The organism is Photobacterium sp. GB-1 (assembly GCF_003026165.1).
Classification (GTDB): Bacteria; Pseudomonadota; Gammaproteobacteria; order Enterobacterales; family Vibrionaceae; genus Photobacterium.
Window position 1 is genome coordinate 264,751 of sequence record NZ_PYOB01000004.1, and the last position, 19,856, is coordinate 284,606.

General features: G+C 39.9%; 16 protein-coding genes and 1 pseudogene. 7 read left to right on the plus strand and 10 right to left on the minus strand.

What is annotated here, in order from left to right; all coding sequences use genetic code 11:
• Positions 1-43 precede the first annotated feature (43 nt).
• The 5 genes from C9J45_RS07105 to C9J45_RS07125 form a co-directional block, all read right to left on the minus strand.
• Positions 44-394, minus strand: a complete 351-nt coding sequence (locus C9J45_RS07105) for a hypothetical protein (protein ID WP_107208240.1) — start codon at positions 392-394, stop codon at positions 44-46.
• Between the two features lie 21 nt (positions 395-415).
• Positions 416-826, minus strand: coding sequence for a GFA family protein (locus C9J45_RS07110; RefSeq protein WP_107208239.1), 411 nt, complete (start codon positions 824-826; stop codon positions 416-418).
• Positions 827-943: 117 nt separating this feature from the next.
• On the minus strand, positions 944-2,035 hold the full coding sequence (locus tag C9J45_RS07115) for a lipocalin-like domain-containing protein (RefSeq protein ID WP_107247668.1): 1,092 nt from the start codon (positions 2,033-2,035) through the stop codon (positions 944-946).
• Positions 2,035-4,494, minus strand: coding sequence for an ABC transporter permease (locus tag C9J45_RS07120; protein WP_107208237.1), 2,460 nt, complete (start codon positions 4,492-4,494; stop codon positions 2,035-2,037). Before C9J45_RS07120 ends, C9J45_RS07115 begins: the two co-directional genes overlap by 1 nt.
• Positions 4,475-5,146, minus strand: coding sequence for an ABC transporter ATP-binding protein (locus C9J45_RS07125; RefSeq protein ID WP_105060132.1), 672 nt, complete (start codon positions 5,144-5,146; stop codon positions 4,475-4,477). The genes C9J45_RS07120 and C9J45_RS07125 overlap by 20 nt, the downstream gene beginning before the upstream one ends.
• Before the next feature lie 402 nt (positions 5,147-5,548).
• On the opposite strand from C9J45_RS07125, the gene C9J45_RS07130 reads away from it, so the two are divergent.
• Complete coding sequence (locus tag C9J45_RS07130; RefSeq protein WP_107247669.1) at positions 5,549-6,682, plus strand: cupin domain-containing protein; 1,134 nt, start codon at positions 5,549-5,551, stop codon at positions 6,680-6,682.
• 71 nt (positions 6,683-6,753) lie between these two features.
• Here the strand turns inward: C9J45_RS07130 and C9J45_RS07135 are convergent, their stop codons facing one another.
• Positions 6,754-8,121, minus strand: a complete 1,368-nt coding sequence (locus tag C9J45_RS07135) for an MATE family efflux transporter (RefSeq protein ID WP_107247670.1) — start codon at positions 8,119-8,121, stop codon at positions 6,754-6,756.
• 281 nt (positions 8,122-8,402) lie between these two features.
• On the opposite strand from C9J45_RS07135, the gene C9J45_RS07140 reads away from it, so the two are divergent.
• Positions 8,403-9,863 (plus strand): SDR family oxidoreductase, encoded by a 1,461-nt coding sequence (locus tag C9J45_RS07140; RefSeq protein WP_107208234.1) that lies wholly within the window; start codon positions 8,403-8,405, stop codon positions 9,861-9,863.
• 136 nt (positions 9,864-9,999) lie between these two features.
• Here the strand turns inward: C9J45_RS07140 and C9J45_RS07145 are convergent, their stop codons facing one another.
• The gene (locus C9J45_RS07145) at positions 10,000-11,571 is read right to left on the minus strand and encodes a BCCT family transporter (protein WP_107208233.1); all 1,572 of its coding nucleotides are present in this window, start codon (positions 11,569-11,571) and stop codon (positions 10,000-10,002) included.
• 919 nt (positions 11,572-12,490) lie between these two features.
• On the minus strand, positions 12,491-13,279 hold the full coding sequence (locus C9J45_RS07150) for a helix-turn-helix domain-containing protein (RefSeq protein ID WP_107208232.1): 789 nt from the start codon (positions 13,277-13,279) through the stop codon (positions 12,491-12,493).
• 94 nt (positions 13,280-13,373) lie between these two features.
• Between C9J45_RS07150 and C9J45_RS07155 the strand changes: the two genes are divergently transcribed.
• The 3 genes from C9J45_RS07155 (at position 13,374) to C9J45_RS07170 (ending at position 16,609) form a co-directional block, all read left to right on the plus strand.
• Positions 13,374-14,729 carry a CynX/NimT family MFS transporter gene (locus C9J45_RS07155; RefSeq protein WP_107247671.1) on the plus strand — a complete coding sequence of 452 codons (1,356 nt, stop codon included), beginning with the start codon at positions 13,374-13,376 and terminating at the stop codon, positions 14,727-14,729.
• A gap of 672 nt (positions 14,730-15,401) precedes the next feature.
• The gene (locus tag C9J45_RS07165) at positions 15,402-15,902 is read left to right on the plus strand and encodes a hypothetical protein (protein WP_107208229.1); all 501 of its coding nucleotides are present in this window, start codon (positions 15,402-15,404) and stop codon (positions 15,900-15,902) included.
• Between the two features lie 131 nt (positions 15,903-16,033).
• Positions 16,034-16,609, plus strand: a complete 576-nt coding sequence (locus C9J45_RS07170) for a hypothetical protein (RefSeq protein ID WP_107208228.1) — start codon at positions 16,034-16,036, stop codon at positions 16,607-16,609.
• A 93-nt stretch (positions 16,610-16,702) separates the two neighbouring features.
• Here the strand turns inward: C9J45_RS07170 and C9J45_RS07175 are convergent, their stop codons facing one another.
• On the minus strand, positions 16,703-17,008 hold the full coding sequence (locus C9J45_RS07175) for a hypothetical protein (protein ID WP_107247673.1): 306 nt from the start codon (positions 17,006-17,008) through the stop codon (positions 16,703-16,705).
• A 215-nt stretch (positions 17,009-17,223) separates the two neighbouring features.
• Between C9J45_RS07175 and mdtD the strand changes: the two genes are divergently transcribed.
• Positions 17,224-18,603, plus strand: a complete 1,380-nt coding sequence (gene mdtD, locus C9J45_RS07180) for a multidrug transporter subunit MdtD (RefSeq protein WP_107247674.1) — start codon at positions 17,224-17,226, stop codon at positions 18,601-18,603.
• Between the two features lie 445 nt (positions 18,604-19,048).
• On the opposite strand, the gene C9J45_RS07190 is transcribed toward mdtD, so the two are convergent.
• Positions 19,049-19,522: a GNAT family N-acetyltransferase gene (locus C9J45_RS07190; RefSeq protein WP_107247675.1), complete on the minus strand. Its 474-nt coding sequence runs from the start codon at positions 19,520-19,522 to the stop codon at positions 19,049-19,051.
• 201 nt (positions 19,523-19,723) lie between these two features.
• Here C9J45_RS07190 and C9J45_RS07195 point away from each other — a divergent pair.
• Positions 19,724-19,856: pseudogene (locus C9J45_RS07195) on the plus strand (integrase); the annotation flags it as partial.

Sequence of the window (19,856 nt, forward strand, 5' to 3'; positions counted from 1 at the left end):
GCACCATTCACTGCTCATGCCAGATAAGATTTAAATTGAGAGACTAAAGCACCATAACATGGTCGCAAAGAATACGGTCCTCTTGGCAAACTAATACCATTTCAGCCATAAACTCACCTTCTGCTTTGCTGAAAAATTGCTTCCACACAATAACAACAGAATCAGGTCTTTTAAACACAGCAACAGGAAAGCGTTCAGTAAAAAAGCCTTTTTCCGATTGGTACTGTTCACACACTTGTTTAAGGTAATCTTTCGTCACAATAGCCTTTAATCGCGGAGTAAAATCGCGAACGTGTGCTGAATGATCTTGCCTTGTTGACGCATCCATTAAGTTATCCATTATAGGTGTTGCTAACAGCAAGATTTCACCATCATCAATAGAAGTAAAATTCATTAAAACCTCTTTTAAATGGGCTTAGTGAGGTTGCTTTGGATAACACGGTACATTTTCAGGTAATTGATACCAGCTCACTTTTTCACTTACCCAAACATGCATTTGTGGCTTGAACATAACATCGTCAACGCAAGCAACAGGCTTAAGTTTAAGCTTAACTGTAGAGCGATCATCAGGGTTAAAATGATAAATACGATTACCACATTCAGGGCAAAATACCGCCGTATTGGTGTTGCCACTATCGGCTTCACGACTCCACATTTTTAATTCACCACTAAATGTAATATCTTCTGCAGCAATCACCGCTGTAATACTAAATGGGCTAGTTGATAGTTTTTGGCACTCTTTGCAATGACAAGCAAAGACTTTTAATGGCTTATTTTTTAATACATAAGAAACCTGACCACACTGGCATTGCGCTTTTATTTCCACAAATAATCTCTCACTTTCAAGTAAAATATCACAGTAACAGTGCCCTGAATTTAAACTTAGATCTTGTTCACAAATATCAGATAAGAAAAAAGCCGAACGAGTCGGCTTTTATCAATATTATTCGTATCCGGTAAGCTCCATAAAGCCTTTTCCTTTATGACTACCATTGACCCGAATAGGTCCTTCCCAATAAGGAAAAATAAAAGGTAACCACTGTTCTCGACGAACAACTGTTGTTTTAATCTTTATGGATTGTGATGGTATCTCGATTTCCCATATTAACGGGAACTGCTTTCCTTTAACGGAAAAATATTTAATCGGTTTCATGCGGATCTGGTGGTTATCAAGCTTAACCACGTTACCATTTTTCCAAGAACGAGAGCCAAAAAAGTAAGGCTTTTCACCGTGTTCACGTAGTTGAGAAACCATCAATGCACTGCCATCATCAAGGTGAATAGAGAACCAATCCCATCCCTGCTGCTGCAAGCTAAGCATACTGCTACTCCATTCACGATCAAACCAACCTTGGCCTTTTACGCGATAGGTTTCGCCATCAAGCTCTAGCATCCCTTTTACATTCAAAAAGGGCGCACTGTAATAATAAGAGGCAATATCTAGCAGTGGGTGTTTCCGGCTATAGCCATTATCACCCTGTAAAACTATCGTTCCCGCTTGTGTGATATCTAAAATTGCTTTCATATTATCATCAGCAAATTCAAGCCGACCGGGAAACGGTGAATTATCTTTTGAGCGCCATGTCCAATTATCTAACCATGCTCGAAATGGGTTTAATACCACCCCTGCTTGCCCTATTCCACCGCGGGCAAAACGCTCTGCTCGCCATGTTTTCTTATCAGTTGTGATCACCGCATGCGCCATATACATTTGTGGCGTTTTCCAACCTTTGGTTTCTTCATCCCCCGTCGCCATTCGGAATAATGTCCATTGCAACGCTATTTGCTTGCCACTTTCAGATTCAAGGTTAGTGGTGAAATACCACCATTCAGCACGATATTCAGGATGTGAACCATAATCTTTAGGAAATTGCAGCTTGTTACCTTTCACTACAGGCTCAAAAACATAGTCGGTTGATTGAGTTAGTGATTCCACAGATTTGCTCGGTGGTTTTTGGTTATCGCAAGCATTTAAAAGCAACGCTAACGTTAGGGTAACTACAACGCGACAGAGCCATATTAATGACATCTTCATTAGAATGACTCCCTTAAAGACAAGATTGCAGAGCGACGAACCAAACGCCAAACAGGCCACGCTCCAGCCACCAACAAGGCTAATAAGGCAGTACCCAATGTCGTCAAATAATCCACAGGGAAATATTGCACTGGCATTGTCCAACCAAAGGAATATTTAAGCACCACATCAATTAATAGCTGGGCAAGAAACAAGCCTAGCGGCAATGCTATCAACGACGTCATCACGCCAATAAACAGCAACTGCCCACCACCAAGTAACGCCAGCTCTCGACCAGTCATTCCCATGCAACGTAGCAACGCAAACTGACGTTGACGTGATACTTCCCCTGCTATTGTGGCAAAAAATAAACCACATATCGCAATGAACAAGGTTAAATGTCCCAGTGTTGAGGTCACAACAAACGTGCGATCAAAAACCCCCATCGCCTCTTTCATCAAGGCTGCATTATTACGAATACGTTCAGGTTGTAAACGGAAACGAGCACCAAGATCGGCAAGTAATTTATCTGGGTTTGCGTTCTTATTAAGGTGAATAGCTAATCCAACTTGCCCTGAATGGGGCCAGAAACGCTGCCACTTAGACTGTGAAATTAATACCTGACCATAAGGGTTACCATAGTCATAATAAATACCGACAATTTTCCAACCTTTATTCATCGGTGCGGGCAAATTAATGATATCTCCGACATCCCAATGATTTTTAAGTGCTATAGACTCACTCACCATAACCGAGCGGCTTTTATGCAGTGTCTTCCAATAGTCATAAGCTGTTTTTTTAACGACTAACGCTTTTTTCTCGCCAGAAGTATCACCAATACTCATGACTTGAATAGTACCAGCGTCAGACGGCGTTTCTTTTTGCCAGCTCCACCAAACTTGCGCAACTTCTGGCTGGTCTTGTAACCACTTAGAGATACGTGGTGCCATATTCATTGATGGACGTATATAAATATCAGCGGCTAACCGTTGCTCTAGCCAACTTTCAGTGGTGTTTCTAAAGCTACCTACCATGGTTTCCATACCAATATTTGATGCTAAAGCCAGCATAAATGCCATCGCAGCAACACCTCGATAGCTCAAACTTGCCGCGGCATCATTAAAAAACCATCGTAATTGTGCCGAGCGACAAAGCTTGCCGAGCCATAAAAACAATTTCCACATCAGATATGGCATGAATAAGCCTGAAGCAATCAAGATAAATGCAATCAGCGCAAAGCCAGCTAGTTGTCCATGAGGCAGTTGATAGATGCCAAAGGCAATCAACATGAAGATACCTGAAAACAATGCTTGCCACGCAAATTCTCGACCGCTAAAGCGAATTAAAGACAAATGAGCTGCGAGCCGTGATGGTTGCGATCTCACTAACCGGATCAAAGGCCAAGTACAGGCAAACGCACAACCAAAGAAAGCAATGGCTAAACTTGCCAGTCCCCACATCCAATGCCACTGAATTTGCAAGCTAACGTTAGCACTATAAAGATCATTGAGAGATGCAGCGACACTCGGCAGTAATTGCTGAGCTAATAACAAGCCCAATAAATTACCGCCAATCAAGCCTAAAACAATCCAAGCGATTAATTCAAAAACTAACGCTTTCGCTATTTGTCCACTGGTGACGCCTAATTGACGTAACACACCGACTAAAGGCTGGCGCTGAGCAAAAGATAGTGACATCGCTTGATAGAAAATAAATAACCCAACCACAAACGATAGCATGCCCATTGCAAACAAATTTAAGTGAAATGCATTAGTTAAGGGCTCTAATTTCGCACTTTGTTTACGTTCTAAGGTTAATCCTGGAGGAAGAATATGAGTTAACTTACTTAATTGTTTTCGGCTCATCTCCCCGCAAACAACAGCAGTGAAACCAGAACTTGGGTTCAATTCTCGCAACAATGCAATATCAGCAATCATACGAGGTTGATTCATTCTTTTGTCTTGAATAATCTCGACTGGACCGATTTTTTTTCCAGAATCTAACGTGATCATACTGCCATCAGACAAGCCAATATAATTTGCGAGCTGTTGACCTATCATGATCGGATAAGGTGGACGCATCAATTTCAGCAGTTCTACCTTACCTTCATCTAATCCATTCGAACCTGAAACAGACATCATTGTAACGGGATCAATACCTAGCAATTGAAAGTCACGTTGCTGATCAGTCACGATGCGATATTCTTCCATCGGCGAGCAAGTTTTCAATCCTGCTCGGCGCATTTGAATATAAAAACCCTGTGGGACTTTCATCCCCATTTGTACGTGGCGAATGCGATAAGGGAAAGGATTAGAAAAAAGTTGTTCACCTTCGCGGTAACTTTCTTTGGCTTGCTGATTTACGGCCATAACGCCAACAAGTAAGGCAATACCTAACGTTAGGCCTAACCATACAAGAACAATTTGAAACGGGTGACGTCGATAATGCCCCCATAACGCATTAACTACGGGGCGTAACATGAAGTTGCCCTCCCTGCAGACGAACATGGCCTTGCATGTGTGATGCGACTTTCTTACTGTGTGTTACAACAAGTAGGGTGCAGTGAAGTTTTTTTGTGAGAGATAGAAGTAACCGAATAACGGCTTCAGCATTGCGTTCGTCAAGGCTACCCGTTGGCTCATCGGCTAACAGGATCTTAGGCTCCATATAAATAGCACGTGCAATCGCTACACGCTGTTGCTGCCCTCCTGATATTTCTTCAGGATAACGCTCTAACAACGGCATAAGATCTAATGCAGAGATCAATTGACGCCATAACTTATCATCTGACGCTAATCCCTTAAGCTGACGGCAAAATTTAATATTATCAGCAACGGTTAATGTTGGTAATAAATTATATTGCTGGAAAACCAAGCCAATATTATCACGCCTAAAGGCCGTTCGTTCTCGCTCTGAAATAGAATGTATGGGTGTGTTGCCCAGCCAAATCTCCCCTTCATCAGGAGTATCTAGCCCTGCAATTAGGTTTAATAACGTACTTTTACCTGAACCACTTTCACCCATTAACGCAACTTGATCACCGGGTTCAAGATCTAAATTCGTTCCTTGAAGCACAAAATGAAATTCGGAGCCGTCACGGTATCCTTTGCAGAGTCCTGCGAGTCGTAACATTTATATCACCAACACTTGAAATCACATCAACTACTTAAAATTTGAGCAATTGATTAAAATAACTAAATAAATACGTCACGCATTTACGCGGCAAATTTACAGCAAATAGCACTGTCATTAAAGTTATTTCAATTGTCAAAGTCGCGATAAATAGTATCACTTAACTTAAGCAACTTATTATTAACAATCTTAACTTTTATAAAAAAATTATAACTTATACTGTGAATTTGTAACCATGCCTAACGTCAATATATTTTCTGTTATTTCATCTGTTATCATGAATATAAAGACGTTAATTCCAGATTGTATTTACATATCTATGACACTTAGCAACATAAAAATCCGTCGATGTTTTTTAATTACGTTATACTCATCGCCTATTTCATAATCAGTAGCTTGCGAATGTATCAATTAACGTTCTCCCTAGAAGAATTTCTCACCCAATATTGGCAAAAAAAGCCAACCATTATTAAAGGTGGCTTTAAGCACTTTGTCGATCCTATCAGCCCTGACGAATTAGCGGGGCTTGCGATGGAAGAAGAAGTTGATTCTCGCTACATTGCAAAAAAAGATGACCAATGGGAAGTCCTGCATGGGCCATTAACCTTCGATAATACGCCAGAAGAGAATTGGTCGTTCATCGTACAAGCCGCTAATCATTGGCATGAAGGTGCAGCACAATTAGTCACTCCTTTTCGTCAACTTCCAGGCTGGTTATTTGACGATTTAATGATCAGCTATTCAACCCCTGGTGGCGGTGTTGGTCCTCATATTGACCAGTATGATGTATTTATTGTTCAAGGCTCAGGAAAACGTCATTGGCGTGTGGGTGAGAAACGCGATGATTATGAGGAAGAGTTTCGTCATTCGGCATTACGCCAGATTAAAGGTTTTGAGCCAATCATTGATGAAGTGTTAGAAACGGGAGATATTTTATATATTCCACCTGGTTTCCCACATGATGGCTATTCTGTGGAAACATCCATGAGCTTTTCTGTCGGTTTCCGTTCGCCTAAAAAACAAGAGTTATTAAGTACCTTTGCTGATTTCGTGATTTCAAATGATATTGGTGATGTCCACTACCACAACCCAGCCCTCTCTACCCGTCGTTGTAATGGTGCGATTTCAGAGCAAGATTACCATGATCTTGAAACCATGATGCGCAGTTTGCTTGATCACCCGCATTTATTAAAACAATGGATGGGCGAACATTTAAGCCAAAATCGTCACGAGTTAGATATTGTTCCGTCTGATCCTGAGTGGAGTAATGAAGAAACCTATCAATGCTTAATGAATGGCGATAGCTTTAATCGCATTAGCGGCTTACGTGCGTTTTATCATGATGCTCAACCTGAGATCATCTTCATCAATGGTGAACAATACGCATTACCCGATGAATGTGCAGAGACCGCAAAACAGTTTTGTGATGAGCAAGTCGTGACTGCTGAATCTCTAGGCAATGCCATTCATCACCCTGCCGTATTAACGCTACTTACTCAGCTTATAAACCTTGGATATTGGTACTTAGCAGAATAAATAAAGTCATGTTATCAGACTAAAAATGGCCTAAATAAGCGGGAGTCAACCTCTTCTTTTAGGCCGTATATTTAAGCGACTAAATTATTCATCCAACGTCGTGAATGTACACGAAACGATGAGGCAAACCATTTAATTAGCTCTTCTAAACCTAATAAAGCATAAACCCACTCTATCGGCCAATGTAAAACAAATGCACAGAATGCGGTGACGGGAATACCGATCATCCATTGCGCAATAATATCTTGATAGAAGCAAAACTTAATATCACCACCAGCTCGTAATACACCAACAATCATTACCATTGGAATACTTTTTAACACCAGAATAACTGCAAAAATATCAAAGAAATGATCAGTTAACGCGCGTACATCTTCTGTTAATCCTGAAAATAAACTTAATAACGGCTGTTTAATTAAAAACATCACACATACCGTTAATAAAGCAAAACCTAAGTTAAGTAACGAGAATGCCCACGCCTTTAAATAGGCTTCATCATTTTTATTGGCACCGAGTAAATTGCCGATAAATACAGCTGACGCATTTGAAATACCGATCAGCATTGCAAGTGACAGTGACTCAATCGGCGTGATCACCGACATTGCAGCAAGCCCATTTACACCTAATTGCCCTATAATCGCATGGTAAACAAAAATTCCCCCCGCCCATGCAAGGTGATTAAATGTAATCGGTAATGATAGTTTAAGAAAACGCTGAATATCTTTTTTATTACAAACAGCTACAACCGTTTGTAAATTAAACGCTAATAAATGTTTTCGCCCATATAAATAAGAGGCCAGTAATATCAGTTCAATACCACCACTAAGCAACGTTGCCCATGCAGCACCTTTGATCCCCATCGCTGGCAAACCAAATTTACCAAAAATAAATACCCAATTAAGGAACATATTGGCACCAATACCAATCGCACTAAAAAAGGTACTAACACCGGGCTGGTGCATCGAACGTAAACCCACAGCGATACCAATACCAAATGCCGCGCCGAGTAAGTTAAATGCCGTAATACGTAAATAATCAGAACCTAACGCGATAACTTTTGGCGATTGTGTCGCAAGGCCCATGATCCATTCTGGCGCAAATAAAAACAGTGCCGCTGCGACTGAAGCAAAACAACCGCTGATCATCACGGTTAAGGCTGTTGCTTCTCGTACTCCTTGCTTATTATTCGCCCCCCAATATTGAGCAGTCAACATCGCACCGCCTGTCGAGACGCCAAATAACATAATAATGGCAACAAAAAAGGCTTTACCTGCAATACCAGCAGCGGCTACTTGGGCATTCCCTAACTGGCCTAACATCAAAATATCGACAAGACTTCGACTTGAAAACAACATTGACTGCAACGCAATAGGTAAAGCAATCCAAAATAACGAACGAAGGAAGCCTCGATCAAATTGTTGAAGAATGAGTGTCGGCATTGCAATAATCCCTAATAACAACAATCGATAATATAATAGTTATTATCGTGTAACCATTGGTAAAATTTACTGATAAACTGTCGTGATAAAGCAGAGTAATTATCTAAAATAAAGCATACTGATAGATAATCAATTTGACGTGAAATGTTATGCTAATCGCGAAAATAACTTGATGCCATACCTATTATTCTGAACTTGGTTACAATTAACAAAAATATAAATCTTTATATCTACGATAACTCTTCTTAAGTCACACCATAAGGAAATGGAGCAATGAGGTAATGAAACAAACAATTCTAGTGGTCGGCGCATCAGGCTATGTTGGTAGCCATTTAGTGCCAGAATTGCTAAATCAAGGTCATCACGTTAAAGCCACAGGACGCAACTTACAATTGCTAAGAAAGCGTGGCTGGAATGATCTTGATAATCTTGAATTAATTTACCTTGATCTCAATGATGATAGTGACCTTACGGATCTCTTTCACGGTGTTGATATCGTTTTCTTCCTTGTACATGGTATGAACCATGGTCATGATTTTATTGATTTTGAATTAGACTGCGCACGCCACTTTAGCCAATATTTAGAACATAGTCAGGTTAAGCAGGTTATCTACTTAGGCGCGCTACAATCTGAAGATGCAGCTTCAACTCACCTGCTAGCTCGTAAAGAAACAGGTAATATTCTTCGCAATAGTGGCAAAACTATCGTCGAATTACGTGCAGGTATCATTATCGGTCCTGGCTCTGCCGCTTTTGAAGTGATGCGCGATTTTGTAAGTCATCTACCTGTGATGCTAACACCACAGTGGGTCAGTTCTCGCAATTCTCCAATTGCGCTTAGAAACTTGTTATTTTATTTAACTGAGCTGATTAAAAAGCCTAATAATGAAAACCTCATTTTTGATGTTGCAGGACCAGAACAACTTACCTACCGCGATCAAATGGTACGTTTAGGTACACTGCTTAATAAGAAAATTCGCGTGATACCGCTTAAATTCTTAAGTCCAGCCATGGCAACTTATTGGCTACGTTTTATTACCTCAGTACCGACCAATATTGCGAGAGCATTGATCAACGGCTTGCAATATGATTTACCAGCTGATGGAAGCAAGTTACAGCAATACATCCCACAAGTCTTAATCAGTTACGATGATGCGGTATCAGAAGCATTAGAGATGAATGATGAGATTATTGATAGTGAGATTTGGGGATTTGACCCTGATGCATTATCGCGCTGGAAATCTAATTATGGCTATTACCCTAAACAAGCGGGCTACACGTTAAAAACCGATGCGAGTGCTGAAGATTTATGGCAACAAGTTCAGCTCGTTGGTGGAAAAGAAGGTTACTTTTTTGCCAACAGTCTATGGCGTATTCGTGAATGGATGGATTCAATGATTGGTGGTAATGCTCTAGAACGTTATCGCCGTGATCCTCAACATTTACAATTGGGCGATCGCATTGACTCTTGGAAGGTGATCAGTCTTGAAGAAAACCATTTCTTATCACTCCTGTTTGGGATGAAAGCGCCAGGTTTAGGGCGATTAGAATTTACCATTAATGATCATGGTGATCACCGCTCAGTGGATATTAGAGCATGGTGGCACCCGAAAGGTTTTAAAGGTCTTTTATACTGGTTCGCTATGATGCCTGCACACCTATTCATTTTTAGAGGCATGACATTACAGTTAGTCAAACGTTGTAAAGCGAAAGCGAAAGATGGACAGATTGATACGGTATAACCTTGGCTTTGCTTGTTATTTCTAACAAAACTTATAGTCCATAATAAAAAACGCCCGATAGCGCATGTTATTTCTAACAGCAATATCGGGCGTTTTTCATTTACGGAATGTCACCATCAACAGATGATATACCGTATTATGCAGCCACTTGTTTTGTTGCACATGTCATTCTGTATGCAGCGATTGGGCCACTGATCAATGTGAACGCAATCAAGATAGAAACAGGGACAGCCGTTATCACAATGAACGATTGCAGTGCATTTAAGCCACCGTCACCTGCAAGCAATAATACCGCAGCAACCACACCCATAGTGATCGCCCAGAACAAACGATGCTTACTATCAGGTTCATTATCACCAGAAACCACCATCGCAATCGAATATGCCATTGAATCACCCGTGGTAACAACAAAGGTTGTCGTCAACACAAGAAACGCAGGTAATAAAATACCGCTTAATGGCAAGTTAGACAGTGATGCTAATAATACCGCCGGTAAACCACCGTCATTCAGTGGGCCAGAAATTACACCCGGTGTTTGTAGCTCAAGGAAAATACCAGTACCACCTAATACAGCGAACCAAAAATTCGTCACGATAGGCGCACCAATCGCAACCGCAAGAACTAAACCACGAATGCTACGCCCTTCTGAAATACGTGCAATAAAGATTGCCATCATCGGTGCAAAACCGATAAACCAACCCCAGAAGAACCATGTCCACCATACATTCCAAGAAGGCTTATCATTCGCTAAGCTTAGCTCGCCAAAATGATGAATGTAATCACCAAACGCGCTACCAAACTCAGTTAAAATAAATTTCGTTGGGCCTAAGAATAGCATTGCTAGTAATAGTCCAAACGCACCAATCACGTTTAAGCGTGATAGCCACTGTAGACCTTTATCCATTCCTGACGCAGCAGAAAGAGAATAAATAGACACAACGACGGCAAGGATCATTAACTGAGATTGAACGTTATTTTCAAGCCCTGTTAGCAACTCTAAACTATAACCTAACTGCGATGCTAGGAAACCAATAGGGCCAATTGTACCTGCGGCAACGGCAATAATTGAGCAAGCATCAATTACACTACCGAACCAATGATCTTCCAACTTCTTTCCAAAGATAGGAAAAAGCAAAGCACGCGGACGTAATTTTACGCCATGTTCATGGTGTGCATACATTAATACAATAGTTGCCAACGTGCCCAATACAGCCCACGCTAAAAAGCCCCAGTGTAAGAACGCTTGACCCAGTGCAGGGTCGACAGCTTGTTGTGTAGATCCAACAACACCTTCAAATGTCGGCGGTGGTGTAATGAAATGGTAAATTGGCTCAGCGGCAGACCAAAATACGCCACCACCCGCTAATAAAGTACACATGATCATCGCTAACCAACGAAAAGTACCGATTGTTGGTTTTTTCACGGTTCCCATCACCTTTTTACCCAAAGGGCTAAAAGCAATGGCTAAAGCAATAAGAAAGTTAACCAGCATTAAGATCTGCCAGCTATAACCAAAAGCATTGGCTGCAGATTCAAAGCTAGTTTGAATTAATGCTGTAAAGCTGGACATATCAGCCAGTGCAGCAAAAATGAATAAGGAAATGAAACCAATAGTTAGAATTGGAACTAGTTTTGCTTCAAAACGAGAAGAATCTGAGTTCAAAGATGTGTTGTTACTATCAGCTATTTGACATGCATTACTTGGCATAAATATCTCACGTTGTTTGTGAGGGACGAGAGATTAGCAGCTAAAAAGCATAAAGACCAGTCAAAAACTCCTTTATTTTCAATAAAAAGACCATGCAATCTATCATTGCATAGCTTTTTAATTGGTAGATCATGACGTTACATATTTATATTACAAATTTTGATTAACGATAAAAAATTGAATATTTATTATACAGACTGTATTGATAGGAAAATAATTACCAAACATCGAAAGTCTTTATTGCTCTAACCATTTCCCATCTAGTATTACAAAATACAGTAGATAATCATGCAGCAATAGCCGTCTAGTTGGCATGTTAACGTCTCTATAATTCGTGGTAATAGGCACAATAATGAGAAAAAGCATCACTTTCACTGCTCACCTCTTCGACTGAGTTTACTCGTCGGCACTGCGATATCACTTAATCGAAGCAAAGAGATCAGCTAATGAAAAATGTTGTCTAATGAAGAAGGGATAAATTCGAATATGTAACAGCAGATTCATCCACAATTAGCTCATAAACAGTCAGTGAGTGAATATGATCAATATGCAGAATTTGTTGCCTAGGCATTAAAAGCTAATCATTCGTTTACTCTAATGGTTCAGAAGCCAATGTCACACAGCCTAACTGCTGCTTAATATATCGTTGGCGCAGTGTTATTTGTACTGTTACACGCGATCGGAATACCAACCGAAACCATCACCGTTCACAAAGTTAAGGCTTTTCGCTCTTCTAACATGTGAGGGATTAGCGAATGCTCTGATTGATAAATCCATTCAGAGAGAGAAGTCGATTTTACGTGAAAGGCCAGCCAACGAGACATAGCCCCCATCTAGTTTTGTCATATAAATGAAAAATGGACTCTTTACCTTGGCTAAAATCAAGTCTAAATCTCGATATAAACACATATCTAAAAATTTAATCATTAATCCGTTTTTTAATGTATTGCTTAGGCGGTCGTCCGAGGGTTTTTTTAAAGAAAGTAATAAAGGCACTTACCGATTCGTAGCCTAAATCTTCTGATACTCGCTGTACAGGCTCCCCTGATGACAGTTTTTGCAATGCAATCACAATATGAAGCTGTCCACGCCAATTACCAAAGGTTAATCCTAATTCCTGCTTCACCAAACGCGCCAAGGTTCTTTCACTCATCGCATATTTACTTGCCCATTCACCAACAGTACTGCGATCGCTTGGGTTATTAATGAGCTCTAAAGCAATACTGTGTAATCGACTCTCAGTCGGAATTGGAAAATCAAAATGTTCAGATGGCATGCTCGTTAATTCATCAATCAACACATCCGCTAACCTTGCGGTTTTACATTCGGATGTATAGGAGAGATCGGATTCTGTTAAACGAACAATAAGCTCACGTAAAAGTGGAGAAATAGATAATGTGCACGCTTTAGATGGCATTCCAACTACATCTGGATCAACGAATAGCATACAAGTATCGGCATCAGGAGAAACACTATTACTATGAGGTACTTGGCTTGGGATCCAAACTGCACAATTCGCGGGAACCATCCAGATAGCGTCAGCAATTTTACAACGAACAAAACCACTTAAAGGAAGAACAAGTTGTCCTTTACGGTGTTGATGGACTGGGATTTCTTCATCCTTCTCTAACCCAGATAGGCGCAATGCAACGACCTTTTGTGGATAAAGATCGGAGTCAAACTCAGGGAAATGGATACTGTACTTCATAATTTGTCCGAATTTAGATATCTACTGTCAATATAACTTAATACAGAAAAAATTAGGAGAGGTATTATGTCATTAAAGATTTAAGGAGAGAGCTATGTCACATAAAAATAAAAAAACAGTCCCTAAAGTTGCACGACCAGCATTGGTTATCCTGGGTATTTTACTTATTGCAAGTAACCTACGTGCGCCACTTACAGGATTAGGACCTATTCTAGAGTTCATCTCACAAGATTTAGGTTTAAGTGCAACACAAGCCGGTATGTTAACTACTTTGCCTTTGTTGGCCTTTGCCCTATTTTCACCGGTATCATCTGGCCTTGCACGTAAAATCGGCTTAGAGCCATCTCTTATGATAGCTCTGGTTCTTGTTGGTTGTGGTGTGCTTATCCGTTCCGGTGGCTCAACCTTAATGCTATTTTTAGGTACATGCATTATCGGTATCGGTATTGCGATTGGTAACGTATTACTGCCAAGCTTACTAAAAAGAGACTTCCCAACAAAAGTCACGACTTTGACTGCTGTCTATGTATTAATCATGGGTATTGGCTCAACGTTAAGTTCAAGTACGGCTATTCCAATGATGAACCTAGCAGGTTCAATGGGCATTACGGCAATTCCGCATTGGGCATTTGCTTTAGCAACCGTACTGATCTTCCCTATTATTTCAATTATTGTATGGTTGCCACAATTATCAGGTCACACTCGCCCTTCAGCTGATACGGCTGATATTGATAGCCATAGCTACCTATGGCGTTCAGCGGCAGCATGGCAAGTTACCATCTTTTTAGGCTTAAACTCTTTTATCATGTACATCTTTATCAGTTGGTTACCAAGTATCCTAATTGATAACGGCTACACAGAGAACCAAGCGGGTTACTTACATGGTGTATTACAGCTTTCAACTGCCATACCAGCACTCGTGCTTATTCCACTTATGGCAAAAATGAAAGACAAACGTGCAATGAGCTTTGCGATGGCTGTCTTAGCCTTCATCGGTATTCTTGGCCTACTTATGATGCCGGAACACGCATTAATCTGGGTAATTTGCTTTGGCTTTAGCTGTGGTGGTGGTTTTATTCTTGGCCTCTCATTTGTTGGTATTCGTACTCATGATGCCCACCAAGCAGCCGCACTATCAGGTATGGCACAATGTATGGGTTACTTACTTGCAGCAACTGGCCCTATTATTTTTGGCTCGCTACATGAATCGACACATAGCTGGGAAGCACCACTATATATGACACTTGCCGTCTGTGTGGTATGGGGATTCTTAGCACTGTTTGCAGGACGCTCACACGTTATCGTTCGCTCACAAAGCGGTAAAGATATCGTTATTGATGCACCCGTTCATGAAAATATTCACGAAGAACTTAAACGCGTAAAAAATGAATTAGCGCTAGTGACTGAAGAGCGTAACGAACTTAAAAAAGCATTTAACGCAAAATTATAAAGCTCTCTTAAATTGGCAAGGACGCCAATCTCTTATTACTTATATATCGGCAGGACGCCGATATTTTTTATCTGCTTAACATACACTTATGCAATAACAGCTTGTAATAACAATGATTGCCGCTAATAGCAGTTAGTTTTAACGTAAGTTTTATTTCTTATGAGTAAACCACAATGAAACTATCTTATCTTCTTACGAATGTTGCTCTTTTTTCTCCCCTTGCACTAGCAGAATCTACGCAATCACAGCCACAACAAAACGTATTTTATATCCTTGCTGTCACCATCATCTTTTTGATCGCCCTTGCATGTTACCGCGTAACTAAAAACAAAGCGCGCAAACATAAACCGGAGATACCTTCATTCATACACCATCTCATTGGTTTTGTGATCGGCTTTATTTGTTTCTATGCCTTATTCTATTTTCTTGGGTTTTGTTTTTAATTCCATCCATCAATAGGCGAATAATAAGATGTCATATACCATTAAATTTGCGCACTATGGCTAGTGTTCTTACAGGAATTATCTCTTTTACTCATTCATCATCTAACCTAATAATAAGAAAGCAACGTGTAATTCACACAATTTACTGACATAACATACAATAAAGTCTATATCCTCAAAGAGTTAGTTTTGCTAACGGCACAATACAGTGCGTCACAGAGGAGATAGTATGAAAGGAATAACCATCGCAAGTGTTTTACTTGCCACCGTATTACTCACTGGATGTAATCAGCAACACGATCACCAAATCCACGGTACATTAACTCACGTCGGCATTGCCACTGACTTCGACTTAAACAACACCCCAGCTGTCAGTATTATCTTGTCAAAAGATACCGAACATTACTTAACTATTTCACTGAATCAGCACAGCCTTCAAACCTTACTTGCACATCAAAACACCCAAAACTTCAATCAAAAAAATAACAATATTGATGCCAATTTAACTTGGGATGGGCATTATATTATCGATAAATCACGAGCATCAGGTATCGTGTTAGACCTAGAATATATTAATAAAACAACACATAGTGCAAAAATTCACTACACCGCCACACTTGTTAACGCCAAGAAAGAAAGCAATAAAACTATAGAGCTTAGTGACTCATTCACTTTAGCTGCTGATGATCTGAAGGTAATCCAAGAACTGAGTTCCAAGCCAGCCAGCTAACTAGATGAAATAACAAATTTAATTGGTAATTGATTAAGGATTTTAACAAGGTGATGGGATATTAATGGACATCGTCGTGTGAACACGTATGATCAGCGCCAATCTATTGAATCCCATATTGGAATAGCATTTTGATTAGAGAAAATGTATTTACCTCATACGAAAATTGGACAAAACCTTTCGTATCAGAAGTCGCTGAAATCATTAACCTACTGAAAGATCATGGCTATGATGCAAAGAAGTTAGCGTTAGTCACTGGTTTGCAAGAGAAGAATGTAAGTAGCTGGACAGCGAAATACAAAAAAGAACCTTTCAATGTGTCGACTATTCCATACCCATGTTGGTGTTTCTTAGCGGCATTAATTGGCAAACAAAGCATTGCAACTAATGGCAAAGTGATCCCAGTTGAGGATATTCGTCGCGTATTACGCTTATTCAAACCATCAGCATTTGGTGCTCGTAATACTTTTGTATGCCCAACCAACGAACAATTTGCCAAGCTAATTGATAGCGGCCTATTTGAAGAAATGACAGCGCAGAATATTTGTGAATTATTTAGTTGGAACCCAAGTCAGTTTGTTGAAAGCATTCAAACAGGCAAACTCCCTTTCCTCAATTGGTGTTTAATCATCATGATGTTAGGAATTAATATTCAAAAAATGGTACTTAAAGACTTAGAAGCCCCATTAGAATACGTACCAGAATAAACTTCGTTTAGTCTTCAAATTCTAGCAAACGACTGTTTTACCACAGTCGTTTTTTTATTCTTAAAAACCATTAACTTATTAACAATCAGAATCTTATCTTTTAAGCATCTTACCCAACCCAGCTAACACAATCGCACTAACAACAACATTTACAGCAAAACCAATGCTTATTAATAAAATAGTAAGTGGATTGCAGATATAACTGCTGGTATAGGTACTACACATTGCGCCAACTTCTATCGTAAAGAACGACCATGGCAAAGCTAAATACAAAAAGACGATATGGTTTTCATAAAACAAATGATTAAGATCCGTACTTACGTACAGAGATAAAAACCAAATTATGCCGTAAATAATAGGCACCATAAATGCGATAACAAAAATCCGTTTTCTATTCATTGACCGATTCTCCTTTTCATATTCCCAACACCAGTTTAGCTGCATATTTTCGATTATGTTATACCGTAATAAGCATGTTTCGCGATTCACTTCAGGTTAAGTTACAACTGATATAGTCATAATACATTACGTATAACCTTCGTTATTTCCTCTCCACTGTTTTATGCTTCTAGCTACTCTGCGCGCGGAATATCGTTACCATTAATGAGGTGACTATGGTGAAACCATCAAAACAACTGACATGGCTACCATGGATTGCGGGTATTGCTTTTTTTATGCAGACTCTTGATGCCACAATAATAAATACAGCCATCCCCTCATTGGCGAAAAGCTTGCATGAATCGCCCTTAACGATGCAGCTAACCATCATTAGCTACACCCTGACTGTTGCGATCTTAATTCCTATTAGTGGCTGGCTTGCTGACAGATTTGGCACCCGCATTATATTTGGCTGGGCTGTAGGCTTATTTACACTCGGTTCGTTGGCGTGTGGATTATCTGGCACATTAACGCAACTGGTACTGGCTCGCATTCTCCAAGGTGTTGGTGGCGCAATGATGGTGCCTGTAGCACGCTTAGCATTATTACGGAGCTATCCACGCAATGAATTTGTTCACGCGTTAAACCTAGCAACAATGCCGGGATTAATCGGTCCTGTTGTCGGCCCTGTACTTGGTGGCGTATTAGTCACTTATGCAAGTTGGCATTGGATATTCTTAATAAATATCCCTGTCGGTATTATTGGACTATGGATGACCAAACGCTACATGCCTAACTTTACTTCAACTGCGAGTAAGTTTGATGGTTGGGGATTTATTCTATTTAGCTCAAGTTTAATTACTCTTTTAAGCGGCATTGAACTTTTAACTAAATCAGAGACGGCTTTAATTCCAGTTATAACCTTATTAATTGGTTTTACTCTTCTTGTTACTTATATTTATTACGCATCAAAAAAACAAAACGTGCTTATTCCTTTATCACTTTTTAAGACTAGGACTTTTTCTGTTGGTATCGGTGGAAATATATTTTCTCGTTTAGGTACAGGGGCTATTCCTTTTCTTATACCACTTATGTTGCAAGTTGGGATGGGAGCATCAGCCTTATATGCAGGGTTAATGATGGTACCCTTAGCCTTTGGCGCATTATTAGGTAAATCGTATGTCGAAAGAACCCTTAAACGTCTAGGCTATCGCAAAACATTATTTTGGGTCACTATAGTTATTGGTATTATTACAGCGGCATTTGCCCTTATATCAGGCCAGTTATCTCTATGGTTAGCCCTACCATTACTGTTTGCGTTAGGCATTGTTCGCGCAACACAATTTACCGCAATGAACACCATAACATTAGCTGATTTAGATGATAATCATGCAAGTGCAGGCAACAGTATGCTAGCGGTAACCCAACTACTTTCAATTAGTTTTGGTCTTGCTATCTGCGCGTGTGTTTTACACTTTTTCTCAACCTATTACGCTGGCAATGATATGTCTCATTTTCACCAGACATTCATCGCTATGGGCCTGCTAACCGTTATTTCTGCAGTGTCCTTTTTATCATTGAAGCGTTCTGATGGTAATAACTTAATACACAGATAACATTCATGTTAGCGATGAAATAAGTGAGCATCTGTACTAAACATACTGATGCTCACATCGATATATGAGTAATAACCGCAGCTTTATTGATCCAATTTATGTTCATGTTAGCTGGGTAACTAACGTTGCCCTCACCGAATAAAACGGTACGTATAAAAGCCCAACTCTTTTGCCCCTGCTGCCAACATATCATGCAATTAAGAGGAACATTTCGACCCAGATAACCGATGTTCAATAATAAGGATAATGGCATTCACGCTTCAGAATTAAAGAGGATTTTATTATAAATCAGGGTATTAATATTATTGGTTCACACCAAGGATAACGCTCGACTGCTTTTTGTCATCACCCTTCATGATATTTCCAATATTTACTTATATAAGGAGGCTTAGGCTTGTCCAACACTTCGGAGAGGTGTCGGCTTCGCGACACATATCCTTATCTGTTAGGTTAATCGTTTTTCTGCCAATTGCCCACGTTCACCAAGCTCTCCGACATCAAACCAACCATGTTTGCGATAGAAACTAACGGCTTGCAAATTTGCAGGAATATAGCGTAGCTGTGCATATGTACATTGCTCGTTTTTGAACTGAGCACATATGAAATCCACTAGTTTTTTACCTAAACCGTTGTTACGAAATTCAGGTAACAAATACAGCAAGTTAATATAGCCAAACTTTATACCTTGCTCATCCATCAAGCCATTTCGAAATTCTATTTGACCGATGACCTCATTGTTTTTGATAACATGATAAAAGCCAGAATTATCAAATGTACTTAGCTTTGTAAACCACGCTTTAGTTTCATCAACACTAAAACCGGCATCATTCCCAAAGCTTACTGCATGTGCATCTCGTCGAAATTGTATGCATAAATCGAGAGTATCATCCATTTCAATTTTTACGGGAATAAATTCCATTTTACACTCCGTACTTTAAGTAGATTAACCTAACGCCTCGTTAAGAGGCGAAAAATTGTTGGCTAAAATTAGCGACGTAGGAGCAAAAGCCAACTGTTTTTGTCCTTTTTAACGACTTGTTGAACGAAGCCGCTTCGCGGCAGAATGAAAGCCCATAAGCTCGACTACGGTAAATACACCTTTCAAAAATGAGTATTTATCATGAATAAAGCACAGCAACATCGTTCAGATTATCTTTATGAACAACACCTTACCCATCTCACCTTGCAAGGTAAACGCCCCGCTACGATTGATGCTTATAGTCGTGCTCTACGTCGCATTACCCATCAACTGG